At 47.2% G+C, this 21,721-nt stretch carries 23 protein-coding genes and 1 other annotated feature; of the genes, 7 read left to right on the forward strand and 16 right to left on the reverse strand.

What is annotated here, in order from left to right:
- Positions 1 to 10: 10 nt before the first annotated feature.
- The 7 genes from ftsL to HUG20_RS12420 form a co-directional block, all read right to left on the reverse strand.
- Positions 11 to 358, reverse strand: coding sequence for a cell division protein FtsL (ftsL, locus tag HUG20_RS12390; RefSeq protein WP_200084984.1), 348 nt, complete (start codon positions 356 to 358; stop codon positions 11 to 13).
- On the reverse strand, positions 359 to 1,309 hold the full coding sequence (gene rsmH / locus HUG20_RS12395) for a 16S rRNA (cytosine(1402)-N(4))-methyltransferase RsmH (protein ID WP_200090499.1): 951 nt from the start codon (positions 1,307 to 1,309) through the stop codon (positions 359 to 361).
- Positions 1,310 to 1,322: 13 nt separating this feature from the next.
- Positions 1,323 to 1,754: a division/cell wall cluster transcriptional repressor MraZ gene (gene mraZ, locus HUG20_RS12400; RefSeq protein ID WP_200084985.1), complete on the reverse strand. Its 432-nt coding sequence runs from the start codon at positions 1,752 to 1,754 to the stop codon at positions 1,323 to 1,325.
- Positions 1,755 to 2,480: 726 nt separating this feature from the next.
- The gene (bshC, locus tag HUG20_RS12405) at positions 2,481 to 4,103 is read right to left on the reverse strand and encodes a bacillithiol biosynthesis cysteine-adding enzyme BshC (RefSeq protein WP_200084986.1); all 1,623 of its coding nucleotides are present in this window, start codon (positions 4,101 to 4,103) and stop codon (positions 2,481 to 2,483) included.
- A 369-nt stretch (positions 4,104 to 4,472) separates the two neighbouring features.
- On the reverse strand, positions 4,473 to 4,997 hold the full coding sequence (locus HUG20_RS12410; RefSeq protein WP_200084987.1) for an RsfA family transcriptional regulator: 525 nt from the start codon (positions 4,995 to 4,997) through the stop codon (positions 4,473 to 4,475).
- 522 nt (positions 4,998 to 5,519) lie between these two features.
- Positions 5,520 to 5,699: a 50S ribosomal protein L32 gene (rpmF, locus tag HUG20_RS12415; RefSeq protein WP_200084988.1), complete on the reverse strand. Its 180-nt coding sequence runs from the start codon at positions 5,697 to 5,699 to the stop codon at positions 5,520 to 5,522.
- Between the two features lie 22 nt (positions 5,700 to 5,721).
- Positions 5,722 to 6,249, reverse strand: a complete 528-nt coding sequence (locus HUG20_RS12420; protein ID WP_200084989.1) for a YceD family protein — start codon at positions 6,247 to 6,249, stop codon at positions 5,722 to 5,724.
- Between the two features lie 222 nt (positions 6,250 to 6,471).
- On the opposite strand from HUG20_RS12420, the gene HUG20_RS12425 reads away from it, so the two are divergent.
- Positions 6,472 to 7,704, forward strand: a complete 1,233-nt coding sequence (locus HUG20_RS12425) for a nucleotidyltransferase (protein WP_200084990.1) — start codon at positions 6,472 to 6,474, stop codon at positions 7,702 to 7,704.
- A gap of 712 nt (positions 7,705 to 8,416) precedes the next feature.
- Here the strand turns inward: HUG20_RS12425 and HUG20_RS12430 are convergent.
- Both HUG20_RS12430 and HUG20_RS12435 read right to left on the reverse strand, forming a co-directional pair.
- A complete protein-coding gene (locus HUG20_RS12430) occupies positions 8,417 to 9,457 on the reverse strand; it encodes a YlbL family protein (protein WP_246476401.1) in 1,041 nt (346 codons plus the stop codon).
- The gene (locus HUG20_RS12435) at positions 9,454 to 10,245 is read right to left on the reverse strand and encodes a patatin-like phospholipase family protein (RefSeq protein ID WP_200084992.1); all 792 of its coding nucleotides are present in this window, start codon (positions 10,243 to 10,245) and stop codon (positions 9,454 to 9,456) included. Before HUG20_RS12435 ends, HUG20_RS12430 begins: the two co-directional genes overlap by 4 nt.
- 123 nt (positions 10,246 to 10,368) lie before the next feature.
- Here HUG20_RS12435 and ylbJ point away from each other — a divergent pair, with 123 nt between their 5' ends.
- Positions 10,369 to 11,568 carry a sporulation integral membrane protein YlbJ gene (gene ylbJ / locus HUG20_RS12440; protein WP_200084993.1) on the forward strand — a complete coding sequence of 400 codons (1,200 nt, stop codon included), beginning with the start codon at positions 10,369 to 10,371 and terminating at the stop codon, positions 11,566 to 11,568.
- Here ylbJ and coaD read toward each other — a convergent pair.
- The 3 genes from coaD to HUG20_RS12455 form a co-directional block, all read right to left on the reverse strand.
- Entirely contained in the window at positions 11,560 to 12,057 is a 498-nt protein-coding gene (gene coaD, locus HUG20_RS12445) for a pantetheine-phosphate adenylyltransferase (RefSeq protein ID WP_200084994.1), read from the reverse strand. The two genes, ylbJ and coaD, sit on opposite strands and share 9 nt — an antisense overlap.
- Entirely contained in the window at positions 12,054 to 12,629 is a 576-nt protein-coding gene (gene rsmD, locus HUG20_RS12450) for a 16S rRNA (guanine(966)-N(2))-methyltransferase RsmD (protein ID WP_200084995.1), read from the reverse strand. Before rsmD ends, coaD begins: the two co-directional genes overlap by 4 nt.
- Positions 12,630 to 13,144: 515 nt before the next feature.
- On the reverse strand, positions 13,145 to 13,426 hold the full coding sequence (locus HUG20_RS12455) for a YlbG family protein (protein WP_200084996.1): 282 nt from the start codon (positions 13,424 to 13,426) through the stop codon (positions 13,145 to 13,147).
- A 250-nt stretch (positions 13,427 to 13,676) separates the two neighbouring features.
- Positions 13,677 to 13,895 (forward strand) — a binding site (T-box leader).
- Between the two features lie 48 nt (positions 13,896 to 13,943).
- Here HUG20_RS12455 and proB point away from each other — a divergent pair.
- The 4 genes from proB (at position 13,944) to HUG20_RS12475 (ending at position 18,151) form a co-directional block, all read left to right on the forward strand.
- A complete protein-coding gene (gene proB / locus HUG20_RS12460; protein WP_200084997.1) occupies positions 13,944 to 15,044 on the forward strand; it encodes a glutamate 5-kinase in 1,101 nt (366 codons plus the stop codon).
- Positions 15,031 to 16,290, forward strand: a complete 1,260-nt coding sequence (locus HUG20_RS12465) for a glutamate-5-semialdehyde dehydrogenase (RefSeq protein ID WP_200084998.1) — start codon at positions 15,031 to 15,033, stop codon at positions 16,288 to 16,290. The genes proB and HUG20_RS12465 overlap by 14 nt, the downstream gene beginning before the upstream one ends.
- On the forward strand, positions 16,287 to 17,120 hold the full coding sequence (proC, locus tag HUG20_RS12470) for a pyrroline-5-carboxylate reductase (RefSeq protein WP_200084999.1): 834 nt from the start codon (positions 16,287 to 16,289) through the stop codon (positions 17,118 to 17,120). Before HUG20_RS12465 ends, proC begins: the two co-directional genes overlap by 4 nt.
- A 272-nt stretch (positions 17,121 to 17,392) precedes the next feature.
- Positions 17,393 to 18,151 carry an ion transporter gene (locus tag HUG20_RS12475; RefSeq protein WP_200085000.1) on the forward strand — a complete coding sequence of 253 codons (759 nt, stop codon included), beginning with the start codon at positions 17,393 to 17,395 and terminating at the stop codon, positions 18,149 to 18,151.
- 47 nt (positions 18,152 to 18,198) lie between these two features.
- On the opposite strand, the gene HUG20_RS12480 is transcribed toward HUG20_RS12475, so the two are convergent.
- A complete protein-coding gene (locus HUG20_RS12480; RefSeq protein ID WP_200085001.1) occupies positions 18,199 to 19,569 on the reverse strand; it encodes an aspartate kinase in 1,371 nt (456 codons plus the stop codon).
- A 59-nt stretch (positions 19,570 to 19,628) separates the two neighbouring features.
- On the reverse strand, positions 19,629 to 19,982 hold the full coding sequence (locus tag HUG20_RS12485) for a hypothetical protein (RefSeq protein ID WP_200085002.1): 354 nt from the start codon (positions 19,980 to 19,982) through the stop codon (positions 19,629 to 19,631).
- A 315-nt stretch (positions 19,983 to 20,297) separates the two neighbouring features.
- Here HUG20_RS12485 and cbpB point away from each other — a divergent pair, with 315 nt between their 5' ends.
- Positions 20,298 to 20,738 (forward strand): cyclic-di-AMP-binding protein CbpB, encoded by a 441-nt coding sequence (gene cbpB, locus HUG20_RS12490; RefSeq protein ID WP_200085003.1) that lies wholly within the window; start codon positions 20,298 to 20,300, stop codon positions 20,736 to 20,738.
- A 50-nt stretch (positions 20,739 to 20,788) separates the two neighbouring features.
- On the opposite strand, the gene HUG20_RS12495 is transcribed toward cbpB, so the two are convergent.
- Both HUG20_RS12495 and HUG20_RS12500 read right to left on the reverse strand, forming a co-directional pair.
- A complete protein-coding gene (locus HUG20_RS12495; protein ID WP_343073175.1) occupies positions 20,789 to 21,238 on the reverse strand; it encodes a YlbF/YmcA family competence regulator in 450 nt (149 codons plus the stop codon).
- A gap of 39 nt (positions 21,239 to 21,277) precedes the next feature.
- The gene (locus tag HUG20_RS12500) at positions 21,278 to 21,688 is read right to left on the reverse strand and encodes a hypothetical protein (RefSeq protein ID WP_200085005.1); all 411 of its coding nucleotides are present in this window, start codon (positions 21,686 to 21,688) and stop codon (positions 21,278 to 21,280) included.
- Positions 21,689 to 21,721 lie beyond the last annotated feature (33 nt).

Consider the following 21,721-nt stretch of genomic DNA (forward strand, 5'->3'; position numbering starts at 1 on the left):
ACGAAAGGCTTTAAGGCTGAAGGACGGTGACATTATCTTCATTTAGCTCCATTCCATTTTCTTGGGCGATTTCCAAAATGCGCTCGGGATCACTAAGTTCCGAAACTTGGTGCTCAAGCCCTTCATTATGCTGTTGCTGTTGGTTAAGTTCACTTTGGAGTTGGGAGATATCCTGTTCTTGCCCATACATGCTTGCATAGTTTGAGACCATGAGCACTGCAGTAACGACAATCACTATTGCGATCAAGGCTATTAAGTATTTTTCGCCACGGGTAAATTTCTTTTCAATTTGACTCCGAACGGTTTGTACTTGTCTTTGCTCTTCTCTTGCCGGTTGTTTTTGTGTTGCCTGGCTCATTTACGCCCTCCTCTCCCCAATTTTTTCAACAATACGCAACCGTGCCGATCTTGCCCGGCGATTTCTTGCAATCTCTTCACGTGAAGGTACAATTGGCTTTTTATTGATCCACTTCATCGTCGGTTTCATATGTTCGGGAACGACCGGAAGTCCGGATGGAAGTTCGGGTGTTTTGCAATACGTATTCAGCGTTCGTTTTGCAATGGCGTCTTCTAAAGAATGGAAAGTAATGACGGCCATTCGCCCTTCTAATTCCAGTTTGGCAACGAATGCGGATAGCGCATCTTCAAATGCTTGCAGTTCATCGTTGACGGCAATTCGAAGCGCTTGGAACGTTCGTTTTGCCGGATGTCCGCCGCTTCTTCGCGCTGCTGCAGGGATTGCCTGCTTGACAAGCTCGGCTAATTGTTCCGTTGAAGTGATTTTGGTTTTTCCCCGTTCCGTTTCGATCGCACGGGCGATGGATTTTGCGAATTTTTCTTCTCCGTATCGAGAGAGGATATGCACGATGGATTCAAACGGCCACGTATGGACAATTTCCTCGGCGGTGAGGGGCTGATGCCTGTCCATGCGCATATCGAGCGGTTCATCGCCACGGTAACTAAAGCCGCGTGTTTTATCATCCAGTTGCGGGGAAGAGACCCCAAGGTCAAACAGTACGCCATTCACACGTTCCACACCGAATGTATCCAGTTTGGCGGGAGCATCACGGAAGTTTCCATGGGCAAACGTCACCCTTTCTTCTTCCCAAAAACGTTCACGACCGGCCTCAATCGCTTCTTGGTCCGAATCAAATGCATACAGGTGACCGTACGCATTCAACTGTTTCAAGACTTCCGCCGAGTGGCCGCCACGACCATACGTACAATCCACATAGGTGCCGGTTTCGACGATGTTAAGCCCGGCAATCGCCTCCTGTAACAATACGGTTTCATGGCTGTATTGGCTGATAAAAATCCCCCCTTCACAAGTCCAGGTCTTCCAACGATTCCGCAATATCACTAAAGGAGCTTTGAGATTCCGCAAAGTATTCTTCCCACATTGATTGATTCCAAATCTCTACACGTCGGGATACGCCAATCACGACGCAATCCTTTTCCAATTTTGCATGCTGGCAAAGCGTAGAAGGGATATTTACCCTGCCTTGTTTATCGAAACTGGCTTCAGCGGCACCGGAAAAGAAAAAGCGTGTAAATGCGCGCGCATCTTTTTTTGTGAAGGGCAGCGTTTTTAATTTCTGTTCCAATTGCTCCCATTCAGTTTTCGGGTATACAAAGACACACTGGTCCATCCCTCTTGTGATCACAAACTGATCGCCCAACTCTTCTCGAAATTTTGAAGGAATGATCAGTCTGCCTTTTTGATCGATGGTGTGTGTGTATTCTCCCATGAACATGGCGCGCCGTTCCCTTCCACTTAGTACCCCTAATTTACCACAAACCCCCACTTTACACCACGTTATTTTTTGGATTTTTTTGCGCTTTAAATGGAGTGACTCGTGGAACATGCGAAAAATGGCGATTTTTGCGGTGAAATTTTTTATATTTTATCTTCGTTTTTCATGTGGATAAAAAAAGGATGGCCACGCAGTTTTTCGGGCTCATCCTTTCGTCGATTTATTTTTTAGTAATAAATGCCGGGAGATATAGGGTTATTTCCGCCTAGAAGGAGCCGGCGCCCTAAATGGCAGTTACTAGGGGGAGAAATAGTAGAGGGCGCACCCTTTGGCAAGAAATCGCTTTGTCGAGGATATGCACAATGGTTCGGCTATATGGGTGGGGACACATGTCTAGGGACGCCGACAACTGCCAAACAAAGCAAAGAGAAAAACGAACCTCGACAGAAAAAGTTCCCCACGGACGAATGAGTGGTGGGGAACGGTGGGGGGGGATAGATAGAATCATGGTCACCGCTACGGAAAAACACTACGCTTTCCGTGGGCCCCAAGCTCAGCCTCCTCAAAAAAAGAAGTTCACATTTTTCTGCGGGGTCTTCCCACTGCGCTTTCCCACAGGAGTCTCCGTGTTTTTCCTCCGCTAGCTAGTGCTATTACCATAATTAATCACTTATATCTACCATAGATTTTAGTGAAGAGCCGTGGTGAGAAGTGGGGGATTTCTTTTTACAAATAGAAAAATTGGTGGCGGAACGTCTCCGATTTCACTTGATCAAACAAGGCCAGCACGCGTTCTTCCCCATATTCGTTAAGCATCTGCACGATATTCAACACGCGTTCCTGCGGTTGTTCATTTGGGTACAAGCGTTTTTCCAACTGTCGGACATTATCCGCTCTCGGCTTGACACTCTGCAATTGCTTTTGTTCAATGCGCTGTTGCAAATCCTTAAGCACTTGCTGCATCCTTTGGTAATTTTTATCTGCATACCTTTCTTCACTTGGCGCCAGTTCGTATAAAGCGTTGGCGAGCATTTGCTGGCCTTCGCCGGCAAGTGCGAGGCTTTTTTGGAACAATTTTTCCGTATCCAACTGCCGGTTTTTTTCTTCCAAGGCATCAGCATACGCGGACGCACCTTCATTTGCCACCTTGTTCGCCGATAGATTCTCCGCATCAATCGTCTTTCCGCTTTTGCGATCGACATACGTATGGTGGGCGCGAGGAGCAACAGGCGGAACATTCCTTCCGAAATGATGGAAAAGCGGGCCGACCATAGACCAATAAGCTGCTTCCCCCGGACCGGCAACGAACGTTAATACCGGCAATAACATTTCTTGGACGAGCGGGCGTGTATAAACATTTGCGCTAAACTTTTCCGGATGGTTTTTTGCTTCCAGCGCCCAATCCGCCCGCGGCATTTTATATTGACCATTATGAAGCGATAGTTCCCCATCCGGATGGGCGATTAGTTTTTCCCTCCGGCCACTCGCGCTATAGAATAAATGAGTGTGATCTTGCGTCGCTTCGATGAATGCCGGGGATCCATTCACTTGTTCTACCTTTTCTTTTGCGGTGAAAAATGCTTCTCTTACATGATCATTTTCCTCAATCAATCGTGTCCAAGTTTCCGTCATCAGCTTTCGAAACCGGGGTTGCTGCGGATCAATGAGCACAAGCCCGTGTTTGCGGAATAGCCAAAGCATCACTTCTGCAAAAAAATCGGAGACGGTGGAAGATTTTTTTGCGAAATGCGCCAGTTTATCATGCAACCTTCGCGAGTAAGGAGTTTCCCGGTAGTTGAGAAATACGGTATGTAACCACCGATGGATAGCAGGAAGGTCAATGGGCTGTTCCGAAACCGGGGCGCCGGTATGCGTGTGCCCGTCATATTTAATTTTTGCTACATTCCCATCCTGGTTGTGAACGAAAATGTGATTGACTTCTTCCCAATCGTGGTCTTCTCCGGCAATCCAAAAAACCGGAAGAACGGGGATTCCCAATCTCTTTTCTTCTTCTTCCGCTTTTAATAGAACCGTCAACGCTTTGGAAATTGTATAAATCGGTCCCGTCAGCAAACCAGCCTGTTGCCCGCCGACCACAACAACGCTTCGTTCATCTTGCAGTTTATCGATTTGTTTCAAAGCTTTCTCGCGATGTTCATATTTTTGATGATAATCGTACAGCGCTTTTCGCAACTGTTCACGTTTAAAACCGTGGTCCCGCAACTCACGACAGCGCCTCTCTTCCTCACCAAAAGGAGGATAATCGTAAAACGCCCGAACGGTTGGGTCCCCTTGCGCATAAAGATGGGCCCACCCCTGAAGTTGCACGGGGAATGATTCTACCGTCATGTTTACCGACCTTTCTTCTATTCCAAGATATATATATAACGAAGTATGTATATTCCATCCTTTTGAAGGAGCCAAAACGAGCATAGCAAAAAATCGAAAACAGGGAAAGAGCTTAGGGCGATTGGTGGATTTAGTGTAGCATATGAACCGTACGTTTGCTCACGATCTGCTTAGTACGGATGAAAATCCCGTTTCACAACCAAGTGATACGGGATTTTTTGGCAGATAAGAAACGATAAATCAACTTTCTTGTCTGCATAAGAGCAACGAAGGCTTTCGCCATAAAACATGACGAAAAGCCAAGTTTTCTAACATACGGATGGCTTATAGCAAGAAATTCCTCCCAGCTTCGAAGTAGCCCGGGACCTATCACTCTTTTTCTCCTTGCCATTCCCTTGCCTTATCAAGCATTGATAAAAACGATTTGTAATCGTTGCGCAAACGTTCCAGTTCTTGTTGCACTTTTTCCTTTTCGGATGCTAGCGCCCGGCTTTTTTCTTGTTCTGTTGCAAGGGCTTCTTTTAACGACCCGATATTCTTTTCATCTTTATCCAGATTTTTCAAATAAACGATGATGTCTTCCAACCGCAAGCCTTCTTCCTCTTCCGTTTTCCTCGGCGCCGGCGAAGGCTCATCTTCCGAAACCGCTTCTTTCTTTTCCGGATTATTTTGTTTTTTCTTTTGCTGCTTTGCGATTTTCACCGCCTCATCATACTTTTTTCGGATCGTCGCGTTCCAGCGGAACCCGCATGCCGCCGAGGTCCGTTCCAACTTCTTTCCCACTTCTTCGAAAGCTTGTAATTGGGTCCTCCCTTCACGAATATTTTTGAGTACAATCTCCGCTAACATTAAGTCTTCCTCTTCATTCCATGCGTCCTGCCTCAGTGCAGTCATTCCAATTCCCTCCAATGCTTTTATTAAGTGAATAACGTTTCATAGAATTTGTTTGCGTTTTATCATTCATTATGTACGTTTATGCGCGACTCTATCCTTCTATGATTGCAATTTCCGTTGTTTCGTTCAAAAAATAGAGCGCGCTTTCGTACTAGACCCAAAATTTTGGTCCAGCGAATGGAAATGGGAAATTTTGCAACAGCAAGGAATGCTCAGAGGATAATTTCAGGAGAAGATAAGCATAGATCGTCCTATTTAGAGGGATTCGCTTCATTATAGAAGCAGAAAATGGTAACTGTCTGAGCTAGAGTTGCCGCTTTTGCCACATGTGAGCCGTTGCAGCTATCAGTTGAAGCCGGGATGCCGCTTTCATGGCTTCGCTTTCCACGGGCAAACGGTCAAACCTCCTCGCGCAAAAGCGATCGCACAAAAAAATCTTGCCTTTACAGACAAGATCAATGTTCAATGGGTGTTCCTGAAACGAAAAACCCCTGTTTTGCGCAAACAAGGGCTTTCTTCACTTTAATCTTTCGGTTTGGTCACTTCTTCACCTTTGTACGTTCCGCATGATTTACATACACGGTGGGAACGTTTCAATTCCCCACATTCCGGGCATTTCACCATGCCCGGGACATCCAATTTAAAATGCGTTCTCCGCTGTCTTTTTACCGTTTTTGACGTTCGTCTTTTTGGTACGGCCATTTCTGCCACCTCCTTCTAACGATCAATCCTCTTCTCTAAAGAATTTCGCCAAATCTGCCAAGCGAGGATCAACGTTGTCTTTTGCATCCAAGTCATCTTTTACTTCACTGCTTACAACGTTCCAATCGGTACCGGACTGCGGAGCCGGTCCCTCTTTTTTCTCTCTGTTTATCACTCGCATGGGAATGGCCAACAAAATATGTTCCTTGATGTATGGAAGCAGATCCACATACCCATTCTCCGGCGCATGCACCGTTTCATCGTCTTCCGGGGGCTCAAAGCCATCAAGTCGGAAACTTTCTTCCACTTGGATATCAAAAGGAACATTAGTTTCAGCCAATGTGTTGGAATCCGGCAAGATCATCGTTCCCCGAACAGTCATATGAAAATGCGCGTGTTCGTTTTCAACTTCAACATGACCGGTCACATGAGCATTTGGTATGGCTATTAATTCTTTATCCCGATCTACAAGTTCACTTACATCAACGTGACTGTCAATTTCAATGCCGGTTGCACTGTTAGCCAATAATTGTTGAATCGTCCAGCGCAATTGCTTCACCTCATGACAACAAAAATAATTATAGCGGTCCTATCCATGGTTTGTCAACATAATTTCTTTACATTATACTGGGCGTAATGCACGCCTAACAGACTAGACGTTAGTTTAACATATCGCCCCCTTTATCGCGAAAAAAATTCACCGCAAACGCTGAAAGGAGAGAAACAGACGGTTGCGTTTTTTCTTATCCGCAACAACGTTCTGTACATACTTATGAAGTCCATTGGTCTTATTGTTGAATACAACCCTTTGCATAATGGGCATGCTTATCATCTGCAAGCTTCTAAAGAAGCTTCCGGAGCCGATGTCGCCATTTGTGTCATGAGCGGCTACTTTTTACAGCGCGGCGAACCCGCGAGCTTCTCACGCCGCGCCCGAACGGAGATGGCGCTGGCGGCGGGGGCTGATCTTGTGGTTGAGCTCCCCTATGCCTACTCAACTCAACATGCCCATTGGTTCGCCAGAGGTGCCATCTCCATTCTCGACGATTTATTTGCCGACGAATTCTATTTCGGCAGTGAAGCAGGGTCTATTCAAGATTTCCATGAACTTGACAGCTTTATGCAAAATCACGACTCATCGCTGCAAAAAAATGCACGTGCCTATTTGGCAAGCGGTGTTTCTTTTCCGGCCGCGCAGGCAAATGCCTTTCATGACGCAGATCCGCCCGGACATCTGCCTGATTTATCGAAACCAAACAATATTCTCGGATATCATTACGTCAAAGCAGCCCGTCAGTTGGAAGCCAAGATCAACGCCAAGACAATTCCCCGCATCCGTGCGCAATACCATGACGAGCTTTTGCCTAAGGGACAATCGATCGCGAGCGCGACCGCGATTCGCAAAATCCTTGCCGGGCATGCAGATGTAACCATGCTTCATCCCTACGTGCCGCGGCAAGTCTATGAAAAGATTGAACATTTTTACGAAAATGGACAACCGATGCACACGTGGGAAGCCTACTATCCTTATTTACAATTGGTGCTCGGCACACGGTCTCCCGATGCTCTCGCCCAAATATATGAAGCAGAAGAAGGACTTGAGAATCGATTTATAAAGACAGCCGTAACACAACCAACCTTTCAGGATTTCATGGACGAGGCAAAGACAAAACGATACACTTGGACACGTCTCCAACGTTTGGCTGTACACATGCTTACCGGTACGACCAAAGTCGATATCGACAAAGCTTTTGGAGATGAGGCACGCCCCCGTTCCGTCCGCATCCTCGGTTTCAATGAAACCGGACGGAAATATTTAAACACTGTTAAAAAACGCACGCCACTATCGTTATATCACCGGCCGCAGAAGAGGAAAAACGCCCAACAAATGTTAGACGAACGAGCGGCACGGGCGTATTATGCAATTTTCAGCGGAACCAAGAGAGTGGAGAAATGGAAACACGAATATGCCCAACCCCCGGTGTATTGGGAGGAGGGGGATTAGTAGTAGTGTGTTTTGGGTTTTCCGAAACACCTACTCACGTACTTTGTAAACATCGAAGTCATACGTTCGAAATCGGTGAAAACGCTGGCGATGCGGTCCATAATTAACCTTCAACGCTACGCTAGTGCAGAGTGGTTGCATCAATCATTCACACCAGTGATGCCATTCTAAACACGTCATAGCGTGGTTTAACTATTTTCCAGAAATCCCGCCTTCGTTGGAAGAATCCCTCCCAGCGTACCTTATATTGAGAATTATTCTTTTTACAGGGACGTTGGGCTTTCACTGCGTCCCCCGAATTGAAGTTTTTTCTCTGTTCAGGGACGATAGGCCTTCACTGCGTCCCCCGAATTGAAGTTTTTTTCTCTGTTCAGGGACGTTGGACTTTCACTGCGTCCCCCAAATTGAAGTTTTTTCTCTGTTCAGGGACGTTGGACTTTCACTGCGTCCCCCGAATTGAGAGTTTTTCTCTGTTCAGGGACGATGGACTTTCACTGCGTCCCCCGAATTGAAGTTTTTTCTCTGTTCAGGGACGGTGAGCTTTCCTGCGCACTTTATTGGGGGATCATTCCAATAGGGCGCGGTAGCCCTTTCTGTTCCTTTTATTTGTCCATCTAAAGCGTCCTTGGCGAGGGGGGTTCCTTCGTTCAGCCGTTCTGCACTAGAGCGGGACGCTATCCGTCGTTCCCCACTTCGAGTTCCCTGATCTCTTTTAAACTTCGTTCTCCAAATAATCAACGGCGTCCTGAAGCTCCAGTACCGGAACAATCGTCATCGGCGTGTCAATATCTTTGGCAGCTTCCATTGCCATTTCATAGTCGGATGTGTCTCCTAATCCGGTATCTTCCGGGGCAAAAAATACATCAATGTCTGCATTATCCGCTGCCACCACTTTCTGGCCGACGCCACCGATACGCCCGACATTTCCTTCCTCATCAATGGAACCGGTGCCGGCAATGTTCAGTCCATCTGTTAAATCCTCTTCGATCAGCTGATTATAGATTTCGAGGGAAAACATTAATCCGGCCGAAGGGCCGCCAATATCACCGGTTTCAACGTTCACCTCGGGTTCAAACTCACGTTGGCTGACAGGAAACTCAATCCCGAGTCCAACCATCGGCTCGTCTGCATGATGCATCGCCTCCGGAAACTCAACCATCTCCACATCCAACTCCAAGGCAGTACCTTCCCGATTAACGCTCAACTGCGCAAAATCTTCCGCATCTTTTTCTGCAAGCGACGCATTTAATTCGGTAATGTTACCGATGTTTTCCCCATCGACGGCGGTAATGATGTCCCCGGATTCCAACACCTCTTCAGCACCCATACCATCCACAAACTGTGTAACGAGAACACCATTTTCATGCACTTCAGCCCCGGCTGCTTCAAAAGCTGCTACTTTGGCCGCATCCTGGGATTGGTGCATCGCTTGCAATTGCCGGTTATGATAGTCGTCATCCGTTTCCCCTTCCATGCGAACCGCCTCTTCAGGGGTCAGCACTCGGTAAGGACTTAAAAATGACCAGGCGTAGAGAATAAGATTGGCTTGGCTTTGCCGAATCGTCGTTAAGTAAAATTCCCCTTCTTCGCCAACCCCTTCTTCAACCGTAATGAATTCATTCAAACCGACGGCATCCCCGGGTTGGGAATAATAATAAGGCATCGGAATTTGATAGACCAACAACAAAACGATGACAAGCCCTACAATTAACCATGTTCTCGAAAACCTTCGTTCTTTTCTTTCTTCACTCACGATCTTTTCCCCTTCCATGCCTCAATCTTTTCCCGGATTTGCGGCAAATGGCGCAATGCTTCTTCCCGTCCTTGTTGAATGAGCGATTCCGTATCGTCGAATACAATCGCATTATTTGCCTGCATGATTGGTTTCATAAGAATGTCCGCTTCAATTTTTTTTGCTTTGACGAGTTCCCGAGCCATAATTTCCATACTTTGGATAATGACATCGTGAATGGATGACGTCGATGGGGTTTCGGGAAAATAAGAGACATCGACCGCGACGACGAGGTCTGCCCCCATGTCTGTCACAACATTTGCGGGAACGCGATCGATGACTCCTCCGTCAACGAGCAGATGCTCGCCGTAACGGACCGGGACGAAAATGCCGGGGATGGAAATGGTCGCCCGCAAAGCTTTTGCGATAGACCCGTTCGTAAAAAGAACCCTTTCCCCGCTGTTCAGATCGGTCGTAACCACGGTGGCAGGGATGTCCAGATTTTCTAGCATTTCCCCTTTCGTTAGCATAAAAAATAATTCTTCCAAGCGTTTGCCGCTCACGAGCCCCATCTTCGGGACGGTGAAATCAATATAATATTTTCTGCGAAACAGATTGGCCAGTTGTTTTAAATCATCAGCGGAACGCCCGAGAGCCGCTAACGTTCCAATAACCGCCCCCATACTGCTTCCCGCGATAAAATTAATGGGAATGCCCTCTTCCTCAAATACTTCCAGCACTCCGATATGCGCGAATCCGCGAGCGCCTCCCGAACCGAGCGCAAGGCCAACGGACGGTTGATCGTTCAAAATGGTTTCCTCCTTGCACCGGAGTGTTTGCTTGTGGCTTCATACTTAATTGGTCTAAATTGAAACGTTCTCTCGTATTTTAGTAAAGAAGAACCTGTCCCATCACCCGGAAGGAGAAAAACGATGACACGTTCCCAATGGCAGTCCCTATGTCTGGGCACAGGCGCAACGATTCTTGCAGCTTCCCTTATGGTCTTTCCGCAAGCGTCTTTTGATGCATCCTTGCGAGGGTTATCGATCTGGTGGGACGTCGTCTTCCCTTCCTTGCTTCCTTTTTTTATTATATCAGACTTACTGATTGGATTTGGAGTCGTAAGCTTTCTCGGCGCATTTATGGAACCTTTTATGCGTCCGTTATTTAAAGTTCCCGGAACCGGGGGATTCGTATGGGCCATGGGGATCGCGAGCGGCAACCCTGCGGGTGCGAAATTGACGGCCCGATTGTGGAAAGAAAAACGCATTACAACGATGGAAGGCGAGCGGCTCGTTTCGTTTACAACCGCTTCAAATCCGTTGTTTTTATTCGGGGCCATTGCCGTCGGTTTTTTTCATGATCCCGCCCTCGGCATCCTGCTCGCATTCGCCCATTACGGGGCAAACGTCTTCGTAGGCATCATCATGCGATTCCACGGAAAAGAAGATGATGCTTCCCGGTCGAAAAAAAAGCTCGCTCTCCCTTCCGTGAAAGCGGCTTTTCAATTGCTTCATGAAGAACGGTTGCGCGACGATCGGCCGATCGGAAAAAAATTAGGCGACGCGGTGCAATCTTCTGTGCAAACGCTGCTCATGATCGGCGGCTTTATTATCCTGTTCTCGGTGATCAATGAAATTTTGTCGCTCCTTAACGTGACTGCTGTCCTTGCCATGTTCGCCGGTGTTTTCTTGGCTATCTTCCAATTTTCGTCCGAACTTAGCGTACCGATTGTGTCCGGCTTATTTGAAATGACGCTCGGCAGCCAATTGGCGAGCCTTACCGATGCACCGCTGAAACAAAAAGTGATCATTACGAGTTTCATGCTTGCATTTGCCGGGTTTTCCGCGCAGGCACAAGCAGGAAGTTTGTTGGCAGAAACCAAGATAAGGTTTCATCCCTTCTTCATTGCCCGTTGTTTACAAGGGGTTATTGCTGCTGTGCTCACATACCTATGTTGGGATGCATTATACCAACCCGATGGCATCGCCGTTTTCACTGCGTGGGACCATCCGGTTGCTATCAAGAAAATATGGAATCTGTTTCTTGTAGTCTCCCCTTACTTCACGCTTGGAATGCTGTTGATTTCCATTTATATTTTTCATGTACGAAAGATAAAGACATCAATTTAGGTTTCCTGCACGGTTATATCGTTGTTTTAGTGCATCTTCGACGTGCGGAGGCACAAGCCCGTTTACACTGCCTTTATTTTTCGCCACTTCTTTTACAATGCTTGAACTTAAGTACGAGTACTGGTTATTCGTCATCATGAAAAAGGTTTCAATTTCTTTGTCCATTTTTCGGTTAATGGACGTCGATTGCATTTCATATTCAAAGTCAGTTACTGCCCGCAACCCTCGCACGATGACATTTGCGTTTTTCGAACGCACATAATTAACCAAAAGTCCGTCAAATGAATCCACTTCCACGTTCGAAAAATCCCGGAACGAATCTTGCAATAATTCCACCCGTTCTTCAATATTAAAGAGCGGGGTTTTGTTTCTATTAATCAGTACGGCAACAATCACTTTATCAAATATTTTTGCGCTTCGTTCAATAATGTCCAGGTGTCCGTTTGTCACCGGATCAAAACTGCCCGGCGCTACAGCTGTCGTTGTCATTCCTGTTCGTTCCCTTCCTCGTTTTTGTAGGTAAAAATGCTGATTTGCGTGTCTCCGAATGTTTTCGTTCGGGACTTGGAAAACATACCGAGTTCATGAACAAGATTCAAAGAGGACGAATGTTCAGCAACAATAACCGTTTCGGGAATGCAAATCCCAAGATATTGAATATGTGTAATATCCTCTTCAAGTTGTTGCTGTTTATAAGGCGGATCCAAGAGAATAAGGGAACATTTTCTTTTTTCGCGCATAAGTTGCTCTGCCATTTGCAACGCCCCCTGTTTGTAGATGCGGACCTGTTTTTCAAAATGGCATTTTGTTGCATTTTCCCGAATAACCTTGATGGCTGCACTGGATTTATCGGAAAAATACATCTGATCGATCCCGCGGCTGAGGGCTTCCATCCCCAACGCCCCGCTCCCTGCGTATAAGTCAACACCTATCCCTCCTTGAAAATAAGGACCGATCATTTGAAACAGCGCTTCTTTTACACGGTCAGCTGTCGGGCGCGTCTCTGAGCCCGGGACAGCGTTGAGCCGTGTTCCTTTTCTGTCCCCTGCAATGATACGCATTGCCTCGCCGCCTTTCCTTTTGGCAGATAAAAAAGTATAAATCAACTTTCTTTACTGCATAAGTTGGGCTAAAGCTTTTCGCCATAAAAGCTTGGCGAAAAGCCAAGTTTTCTAACGTTTCCATCCTATCATATCCGAAGGACAAGTGTCAGAAACCATATACATTTTCAAAAGGATGTCTCGCAAACTTCGTATCCACCGGAAGATAAGCTTCCCTTCTGATGCTTCGTCGAAAAATCGGGATATTTTTTCTGTTTTCTTCGGCTGTCCGTGTATATTTCCCATCGGACCGGGCTAGACTATGGATAGCAACATGATCCCATGTTGCAGATAACCGCGGAGAACGCTTACATTTCCCCATAAGCGCTTCCTCCGGTTTCTCCTCTCCCATTGCCTGTAGTGTTTACAACAGGCGCCGCGTACCGGATTGGTACGCGGTTTTTTAATTGAGACTTTCATTCCTGCCACAAAAGCAAAGCCCGGCGTGAAATCATTCGCCGGGCCTTATGGAAACCTTATACATGGATGTTCTCGGCCTTTGTTTGAGAGGACTTCGATGCGCTTGAGCCTTTATTAAAGTCCATATTCAATTGCGGACGTTTCGACCACTCTACCCCGGTCACAAACGAAAGGTGTTCGATACGCTCACTTAGATGCTTTGCTTCCCTTTCATTGCAATAAAGAATCGCGTATTTCATTTTCTTAGAGACATATTGCACATGTCCATATGTTCGAAGTTGACGTACATTTTTTACGGAACGGAACCAAACGGCCAAACCTTGGCGTTTCTCGTACATAGATCCTCTCTCCTTGGATCGAAAAATAAATCATGCAATCATAGTGTATCACGAGGATATGAAATGGACAACGTGCACCGAATAGGATGACAGAGACGTTTCGAAGAGATTTGTTTCTGATGATCGTGCCGATTTTTAATCCTTTATTCACCCGTTCCTGCACGAAAATATCCCCTTGCAATCCGCCAAGGAACATGATATATTAACAACAATTTCATAGATACAAGTGCACCATTGCACCGATATATACGATTAAGCGCTGAAAGGAAATAGTAAAGGACCGTCATGCACCAGAGAGCGAATGGTCTGCTGAAACATTCGCGCCACTGACGCCTTGAACCCATCCCGGAGCTGTCAGGGAAGAGACCCCAACCTGACCGTTATGCTTTGCGATAGAAAGCGTTGAGTGGAAATCCCGTCCGGGATTTCAACGAAGGTGGTACCGCGGAACCTCTTTTCCGTCCTTTTCCGAAGGGCGAAAAGAGGTTCTTTTTATTTTTCCGGGAGGGTGTAGACATTGGAGCGAAAACGAATGGTCGTCAAGATCGGAAGCAGTTCTCTCGCCAATCGTGAAGGCGGCATCGCCATCGACCGACTCGAGCGTTTTTCCAAAGCGATTGCCCATCTTCACGATCAAGGCCATGAACTTATTTTGATCACATCAGGAGCGGTAGCTGCCGGTTTTCAACACGTCGGTTATGCCACAAGGCCGGTAACGACGGAAAAAAAACAAGCAGCGGCCGCTGTCGGACAAGGATTGCTCATGGAAGCCTATCAACATGCATTTATGAAAGAAGGCATGAAAGTCGGGCAACTCTTGCTGACCCGGGAGAGTTTTCAGGAAGAGCATCAATACAACAACGCGTATGCTACGTTGCAGGAGTTGCTCAAGCGCCGCATTTTGCCGATTATTAATGAGAATGACTCCATTGCAGTAGAGGAGTTGACATTCGGCGACAATGATTGGCTGGCAAGTTTAGTGGCCGGACTAATTAAAGCCGATGCACTCGCGTTGCTCACGGATGTGAACGGGGTGTATGACCGGCACCCCCACCATCCGAATGCCCATAAAAAAGACAGCATTGACGTGATCACAGCAGACATGCTTGTACAAGCGGACAGTCACCGTTCCACGTTAGGGAGCGGAGGGATGCGATCCAAACTGGAAGCAGCGCGCAACGCGCAAACGTTTGGCATTCAAACGTTCATCGGAAAGGGCGACGCACCGCGAGGATTGCAGGCAATCATGGACGGAAACGGCGACGGCACCTATGTATACGCGAAGCCTAATCATCTATGGCCGAAAGAAAAACAGTGGGTCGGCATCTATTCGCCCGTGGAAGGCGAGCTTGTCATCGACGAAGGCGCCAAGGATGCCTTGCTGTATGGCGGAAAAAGTTTGCTTTCCGTTGGCGTCCGCGCTGTAAAAGGAACTTTTTCAAAAGGATCCGTAGTTGCTGTTTTTGATGAGAGGCATGGACCGGTCGGCAAAGGACGCGCCACGATAGCGGCTGACGACATGCGCACCCGCCTTGACGAACAGCCAGCCATCACATTTATCCACCGGGACCATTGGGTAAGTACTTCAAAAGGGAGTGTTTGTAGTGACGGAATGTAAACAACAGGCGCAAGACGCCAAAACCGCGAGCCAATCTCTAGGATTATGTACAACGACAGAAAAAAACGAAGCATTGCAAGCGATGGCGCGCGAAGTGATGAACAGAGAAAAGGACATCCTCGCCGCCAATGACAAAGACGTTGCGGCCGGAAAACAAAACGGGTTATCCGACTATTTGCTCGATCGTTTGCGCCTAAGCCCTGAACGTTTGCAGTCCATGAGCGATGGACTGCAAGCACTCATGGACCTGCCGGATCCGGTGGCGATCGAACCGGAAATATGGACACGAGAAGACGGACTCGTCATCGAAAACCGGTGTGTTCCCCTCGGTGTGATCGCCATGGTTTATGAAGCAAGGCCCAATGTCACCGTCGATGCTGCCGGGCTTTGTTTAAAGGCCGGAAATGCTGTGCTTTTACGCGGAAGCTCGTCAGCGGTTCATTCGAACACGGCACTTGTGGACGCGATGAAGACCGGATTAAAAACGTGTGGATTACCGGAAACGTTGGTGCAACTCATTAATCCCGAAAATCGCGATACCGTCCGGGAATTGGGCCAAATGCGCGGCCTTGTCGACGTCATCATCCCGCGCGGAGGGGCCGGGCTTATTCAAACGGTGCTCGAGCAATCCAGTGTCCCGGTTATTGAAACAGGTGTCGGCAATTGCCATGTGTATATCGAAGCTTCCGCCAAAAAAGATATAGCCATCGCCATCGCCGTAGATGCAAAAACTGACCGGCCGTCGGTTTGCAACGCCGCGGAAACCATTCTCGTCGATGAACAATGGGCTAATGCCAATGGGAGAGCGCTCATTGAGGCTTTGCTCAACAAAGAGGTTACCATTCGAGGCGATGAAAATATCCGACGCTTGCATGATGACGTGAAACCGGCCAGCGAAGAGGATTGGGCGACCGAGTACCTCGCTCCCATCGTTACCCTCGGAACCGTTTCCGGCACCGATGCAGCAATTGCCCATATTCAACGATTCGGCACGACCCACTCCGAAGCAATTGTCACCGAAAACGTAGAAAAGGCTCGCGCGTTTCAGAATCAAATCGATGCGTCCGGTGTTTACCATAATGCCTCCACCCGCTTTACCGATGGCGCGGAATTTGGCTTCGGAGCAGAGATCGGTATCAGCACACAAAAACTGCACGCACGCGGCCCTTTGGGACTGGGCGCACTAACGACCAATAAATATGTCGTCTCGGGAGATGGACATGTAAAAGGAGGAACGGTGCAATGACCCTGGCCGATCAAGCAATCACCTTTGTCGGTGCCGGAGCAATGACTGAAGCAATCGTTTCGGGACTGCTCGCGAACAACCGCATAAAGAGCGAACAAATCACCGTCACGAATAAAAACAACGGCGAGCGCCTCGCAGAATTGCAGAACAACTATCACATTCAAACGACGACGGATAAACAACAAGCTACTGAACACAGTGATGTTCTGATCCTTGCGATGAAGCCAAAAGACGCGGATGATGCACTTGAACGTCTGCAACCGCTTATTCGTGAAGATCACGTTGTTTTCTCCGTATTGGCAGGAACAACAACGGGCTATATTTCTTCACTCATCGAGACCGAGTGCCCGGTGGTGCGGATCATGCCGAACACGTCGGCGAAAGTCGGCGCTTCCGCGAGCGCCATTAGCGGTGGCCGATTTGCCGGTGCCAAAGATGTTGATCTGGCTGCGTCCCTCTTTTCTTCCATCGGCTCGATTACGATCGTCCCTGAAGAAAAAATGGACAGTGTTACCGGTATCTCCGGTAGCGGTCCGGCTTATTTTTACTACCTGCTTGAAGGGTTGCAAACGGCCGCGATGGAATCCGGATTAACAGAAGAAGACGCGAAGGCGTTGCTGATCCAAACCATGCAGGGCGCTGCCAAGCGTTGGGCGCAAACGTCCGAATCGCTTCAATCGCTGTACGAAGAAGTGATGAGCCCCGGTGGGACGACCGAAGCTGCCTTCTCGGTCCTGTGGGAACATGAAGTGCAAGAACATGTGACAGAGGGCGCAAAGGCCGCCATCGCACAGTCCGCAAAGCTCGGAAAAGGAAAGAAACGCGTCTAACAGGGCTCCCTTCCGGGAGCTTTTTTTAGTGGGTTGTTTTACAAAGACGGGAAAAAGCGGAGGATATGCTGCTTCGTTCCGTTTTCGGATTCTATGTGGCTGTTCATGGCGACCGAATTCCCTACGCCTCGTCGAGTTCGGGGTCCATGAGCTCCCGTTCGTGTGTTCTTCCCTTCTTTTTTTGCCTTTCGAACACTTTTTTGATGTTCATGACAAAAAAACTTGATATAATGACGGATGTTGTAGCATCATGTTGGAGGTAGAACGGAAGAATGACCGAGGAAAAAAAGCCGGAATGGCGCAGGCGTATCGCTTTTTTTACGGAACACCGCTATTTTACGATCGTTATCATGGCGTTGATTTTTATCAATGCTGTCGTGGTCGGGATGGAAACCTATCCTGAGCTTTATGCTCGATATCCCGAATGGTTTCGGTTTGCCGACCGCGTGTTGCTATGGCTTTTCACCATTGAAATTGCAATGCGTTTGATTGCGGCCAAACCTTTTTATCACTTTTTCCGGAGCGGCTGGAACTGGTTTGACTTTTTAATCATCGCCGCCGGTCACCTGTTTGCAGGTGCTCATTTCGTCACTGTATTGCGAGTGCTGCGGGTGTTACGGGTCTTGCGGGCGGTCACAGTCATTCCTTCATTGTTTAACATTCTTTTCTTGATGGGGCTCGTCTTTTATATATATGCAGTCATCGGCACGATGCTGTTCGCAACCATTTCCCCCGAGTACTTCGGAAATTTGCAACGTTCCGTTCTGGCTCTGTTTCAGATCGTAACCCTCGATAATTGGACGGAATCCGTCATGCGTCCGATCATGGATGTAGAACCGCTCAGTTGGATTTATTTTGTCTCGTTTGTGCTTGTCGGCACTTTTATCATTTTTAATCTATTCATCGGTGTCATTGTCAATAACGTGGAACGTGCCAATGAGGAAGAAGCGCCTCCGGCCAAAAAACGAGATGTGGAAGCGTTGCAATCGGAAATCAGAGAGCTTAAAGCGATGCTGGAAAAACGAGAATAAAAAAAGCGGCGAGCCTGTTCTGGCACGAACAAGCCCGCCGCTTTTTTTCACTCACTCAGCAGTTTTGCATAAAACTCATCGTAAACCGCTTTGATCGCTTCATCTCCGACGCGATCTTTCACGGCAAATGCGAGGGATACCTCGGAAGGACCCTGGTTGATCATTTCGATGTTAATGCCGGCTTCCGCAAGCGCCTTTGATCCCCTGGCCGCGATTCCGACTGTTTCTTTCATTCCTTCACCGACGAGCATAAGCATGGTAAAGCCGTGTTCAATATACGCATCATCCACATCCATTTCTGTCTGGATGCGTGTGAGCAGCCGATTCTCACTGTCCAAGGAGAACTCAGATGTACGCAAGACGACAGATGTGTCGTCGATGCCTGAAGGCAAGTGTTCATAGGAAATGCCTTCATCTTCCACCATTTCCAGCAATCGGCGTCCGAAACCTACTTCCCGATTCATCAAATACTTGCGAACGTAAATAATGCTAAATCCTTTATCCGCGGCAATGCCGGTGATCGGATACTTGTCGTGGGTCTCTGATTTTTCTGCTGTAATTAACGTCCCTTTCCCTTCCGGGTTATTTGTATTCTTGACATTGACAGGGATGTTGTGCCTAAAGGCAGGAACCAAGGCCACATCATGAAACACCGCAAATCCAGAATAGGAAAGTTCCCGCATCTCCCGGTATGTCATATGATGAATTTCTGCCGGGCGATCAATCACTTTTGGATTTGCGACGCAAACCGAATCAACGTCCGTAAAGTTTTCGTACAGTTCTGCGTTCACGCCGGCTGCCACAATCGCACCGGTGATGTCCGACCCGCCACGAGGGAATGTGACCAGCTGCCCGTTTTCTTTATAGCCAAAAAAACCCGGGAAGACAAGGATTTCGTCCCTATCTTTTAATCTCGCAAGCGACTCGTAAGCGTCGTCCAATACTTGGGCATTTCCTGCTTCCCCGCTAACGAGCAGACCTGCCTCACGAGGGTTCATGTAACTGGCTGCCATTCCGATATGATTAAAATACGCGGCGATAAGTTTCGCATTGTTATCTTCGCCAGCCGCTTTTATCTGGTCCATAAAAATACCTTCGTCTTCCGTGCTAAAAGCAGCGCGTGCCTGCACATCAGCTTGAATTTTTTCCATGACCGCTTTTTCAATCTCAAGCTCTTGCGCAATCACGCGATAACGATCGACGACTTGTTCCAGGACGTCTTCGACCGGCTCGCCTTTCAGTCGTTTCTCTCCCAATTCGATCAACATATCCGTTACTTTTACATCTCTGTCGCTTCGTTTTCCCGGTGCGGAAACGATCACAATTCTACGGGAAGGATCAGTTGCGATAATGTTTTTCAATTTTTCAATTTGATTTCCGCTTGCTACTGACGTACCACCAAACTTGGAGACTTTCATAAACTGTTAAAACGCTCCCTTATTTTGATACTAAAAAATAATTGCTAATAAATGTCGGTTCACGCATTTTCCAACATATCCTCTTCCGACCACTTCTTATCGACGATTCCAATCGTTTGTAGCATCGCCATAAATAATGGGACGTCGGTTTCCTGATAATAGTCAACCGAACAACCCGACTCCGGCTCATAATCGAGGGAAAGTGCGTGCCCATAATTGGTTTCTTGCAAATAATTTGTTACTTCTGCCTCATCGATACAAAACGGAGAGACATACTCTTGCGTGGAATGGTCAAGAATTGTTCTTGTATCCGACGGTGCCCCGACGTCAACAGGAATCAGAAATCCGCCGACGAGCAATGCGACGAATGTAAGTAGCAGTCCGGTGATGAGCTTCCGGTCTTTCTTATTCATACTATTTCCTTTCAAATGTGTAATCGTCTTTCCGTTTGAAACTGTACCGTTTCCTTTCTAATCCGATCACCTCAATTGGTGGGGCTATACGTTATTATTATACGTGGATTTACGTGCGCGGTCCAGGGGGTAATTAAAGTCGTTCGCTTGACAAAAACACCATTCAATTCTATGATAATAATGAAAAAGTATGGGAATTTCAATTCAAAAAAGAGCGAGACAGCCTATGATGGCGATCTGCTCGTATGTGGTCATCAGCGCTGTGATCAATCTTCCCATTTCGAGGAAGGTTCATTTTATGGGGGCTGGGAGAAAATGACGATCGATAGTTTAAAACAGAGCCAATTAATGAGCAAAGAAATCAGTGATTTGATTATTTCCCACGAAAAAGTAGCCCATGTGCAGCTTCAAAACCCGCTTGATCATGCTCTCTTAATTTTAATTAAATCCGGTTACACGGCCATTCCGGTCCTCGACAACGACTTCCGGGTGCGAGGGCAAATCAGCAAAAACGAAATTCTCGACTCTATCCTCGGCCTTGAACGATTGGAAATCGAACGGCTTCACGATATTACCGTCGAAACGGTCATGAAGAACAAAATCCCGCGCTTAAAAACGGACGCTACCTTTGCAAAAGCGTTGACAACTTCCATTAACCACCCTTTTATCTGTATCGAAGACGAAAAGACATCTTTTGTCGGAATTTTAACAAGAAGTTCGATTCTCGCATTGGTCAACCGTTATTTTCAACAATGAACGAAAAAACCCGCCTACACGATCGTAAGCGGGTTTTTCATGGTTGAAGGTTAGCAACTGCAACCTCCCCCACTTCCACAGCCACCGCTGCAAGAAGAGTTGTCAAAATATGGATTTCCAGAAGGGACTTTGATATTCGGGGAAACGGATGTAGCCAATACCTCGCTGATTTCCGTCAGTAACTTCTCCAAGTCACGTTCTGCTTTTTTATATGCACTCACGCTCTCATGGAGGTCCATTTCCCGCTTTGCGATGCGCAAGGCCTTTGTTACCTCGCTATAATCCGGATGATATTTGCCAAAGCGCTGTACTTCGTCAAATTTAACTTTCTGATGATTGAAGTCTTCGATCAACTTTTTCGCTTCTTCATCTTCCAGCATGCCTCGGCGCGCTTCAAAATAAGTTTGGTATATATCAGAAGAACGGATCATCCCTGATAAATCATCGGATGCATCCAAAAGCTCAATTGGGGTTGACACTACAGTTTGCAACGTTAACACCTCCGCATTGCCATTGTAACATGATTGTACTGGATTTGTTTAACTTGGAATCGTGATTGAGAACGTTTCTTTTAATCCGAGCGCACGGTCACTTTCATCGTATGCCTCCAATTCAATGGCATGGTCGCCGGGATCAAGCCCTTTAATGATAAACGCAGCCTGATGGATGTCCTTTTCATAATCGTCGTTTATCCTTAGTTTTAAATATCCCTGTGTATCTTTATATTGGTGTTGATTCGCATAAAAGCTAAAGTCCGGAATGTAACTCTCCACATACACGTTTCCGTCGTTTACGACATGCTTCACATCAAAGGTGTTTTCAGTGTCTTGTTGTTCTACTTGCATCGCCGGCACCGGTTCAATTTCCAATTCATGTCCGGCAAGAGCCGGCTGCACCATTCCATTTGCCACCATCAAAATCATCGCGATTCCTATTATTGCCTTACCCAACGCAAAAAACCTCCTTTCGCTTAGTATGCAAAA

The organism is Salicibibacter cibi (genome assembly GCF_016495865.1).
Lineage (GTDB): Bacteria > Bacillota > Bacilli > Bacillales > Marinococcaceae > Salicibibacter > Salicibibacter cibi.

Excerpts from the sequence above, each read along its gene's own strand:
- ftsL (WP_200084984.1), bottom strand. The coding sequence starts at position 358 with ATGAGCCAGGCAACACAAAAACAACCGGCAAGAGAAGAGCAAAGACAA.
- HUG20_RS12410 (WP_200084987.1), bottom strand. The coding sequence starts at position 4,997 with ATGACTGCACTGAGGCAGGACGCATGGAATGAAGAGGAAGACTTAATG.
- mraZ (WP_200084985.1), bottom strand. The coding sequence starts at position 1,754 with ATGTTCATGGGAGAATACACACACACCATCGATCAAAAAGGCAGACTG.
- proC (WP_200084999.1), top strand. The coding sequence starts at position 16,287 with ATGACCCTGGCCGATCAAGCAATCACCTTTGTCGGTGCCGGAGCAATG.
- bshC (WP_200084986.1), bottom strand. The coding sequence starts at position 4,103 with ATGACGGTAGAATCATTCCCCGTGCAACTTCAGGGGTGGGCCCATCTT.
- HUG20_RS12480 (WP_200085001.1), bottom strand. The coding sequence starts at position 19,569 with ATGAAAGTCTCCAAGTTTGGTGGTACGTCAGTAGCAAGCGGAAATCAA.
- ylbJ (WP_200084993.1), top strand. The coding sequence starts at position 10,369 with ATGACACGTTCCCAATGGCAGTCCCTATGTCTGGGCACAGGCGCAACG.
- HUG20_RS12485 (WP_200085002.1), bottom strand. The coding sequence starts at position 19,982 with ATGAATAAGAAAGACCGGAAGCTCATCACCGGACTGCTACTTACATTC.
- cbpB (WP_200085003.1), top strand. The coding sequence starts at position 20,298 with ATGACGATCGATAGTTTAAAACAGAGCCAATTAATGAGCAAAGAAATC.
- coaD (WP_200084994.1), bottom strand. The coding sequence starts at position 12,057 with ATGACAACGACAGCTGTAGCGCCGGGCAGTTTTGATCCGGTGACAAAC.
- HUG20_RS12455 (WP_200084996.1), bottom strand. The coding sequence starts at position 13,426 with ATGTACGAGAAACGCCAAGGTTTGGCCGTTTGGTTCCGTTCCGTAAAA.
- HUG20_RS12425 (WP_200084990.1), top strand. The coding sequence starts at position 6,472 with ATGAAGTCCATTGGTCTTATTGTTGAATACAACCCTTTGCATAATGGG.
- rsmD (WP_200084995.1), bottom strand. The coding sequence starts at position 12,629 with ATGCGTATCATTGCAGGGGACAGAAAAGGAACACGGCTCAACGCTGTC.
- rpmF (WP_200084988.1), bottom strand. The coding sequence starts at position 5,699 with ATGGCCGTACCAAAAAGACGAACGTCAAAAACGGTAAAAAGACAGCGG.
- HUG20_RS12475 (WP_200085000.1), top strand. The coding sequence starts at position 17,393 with ATGACCGAGGAAAAAAAGCCGGAATGGCGCAGGCGTATCGCTTTTTTT.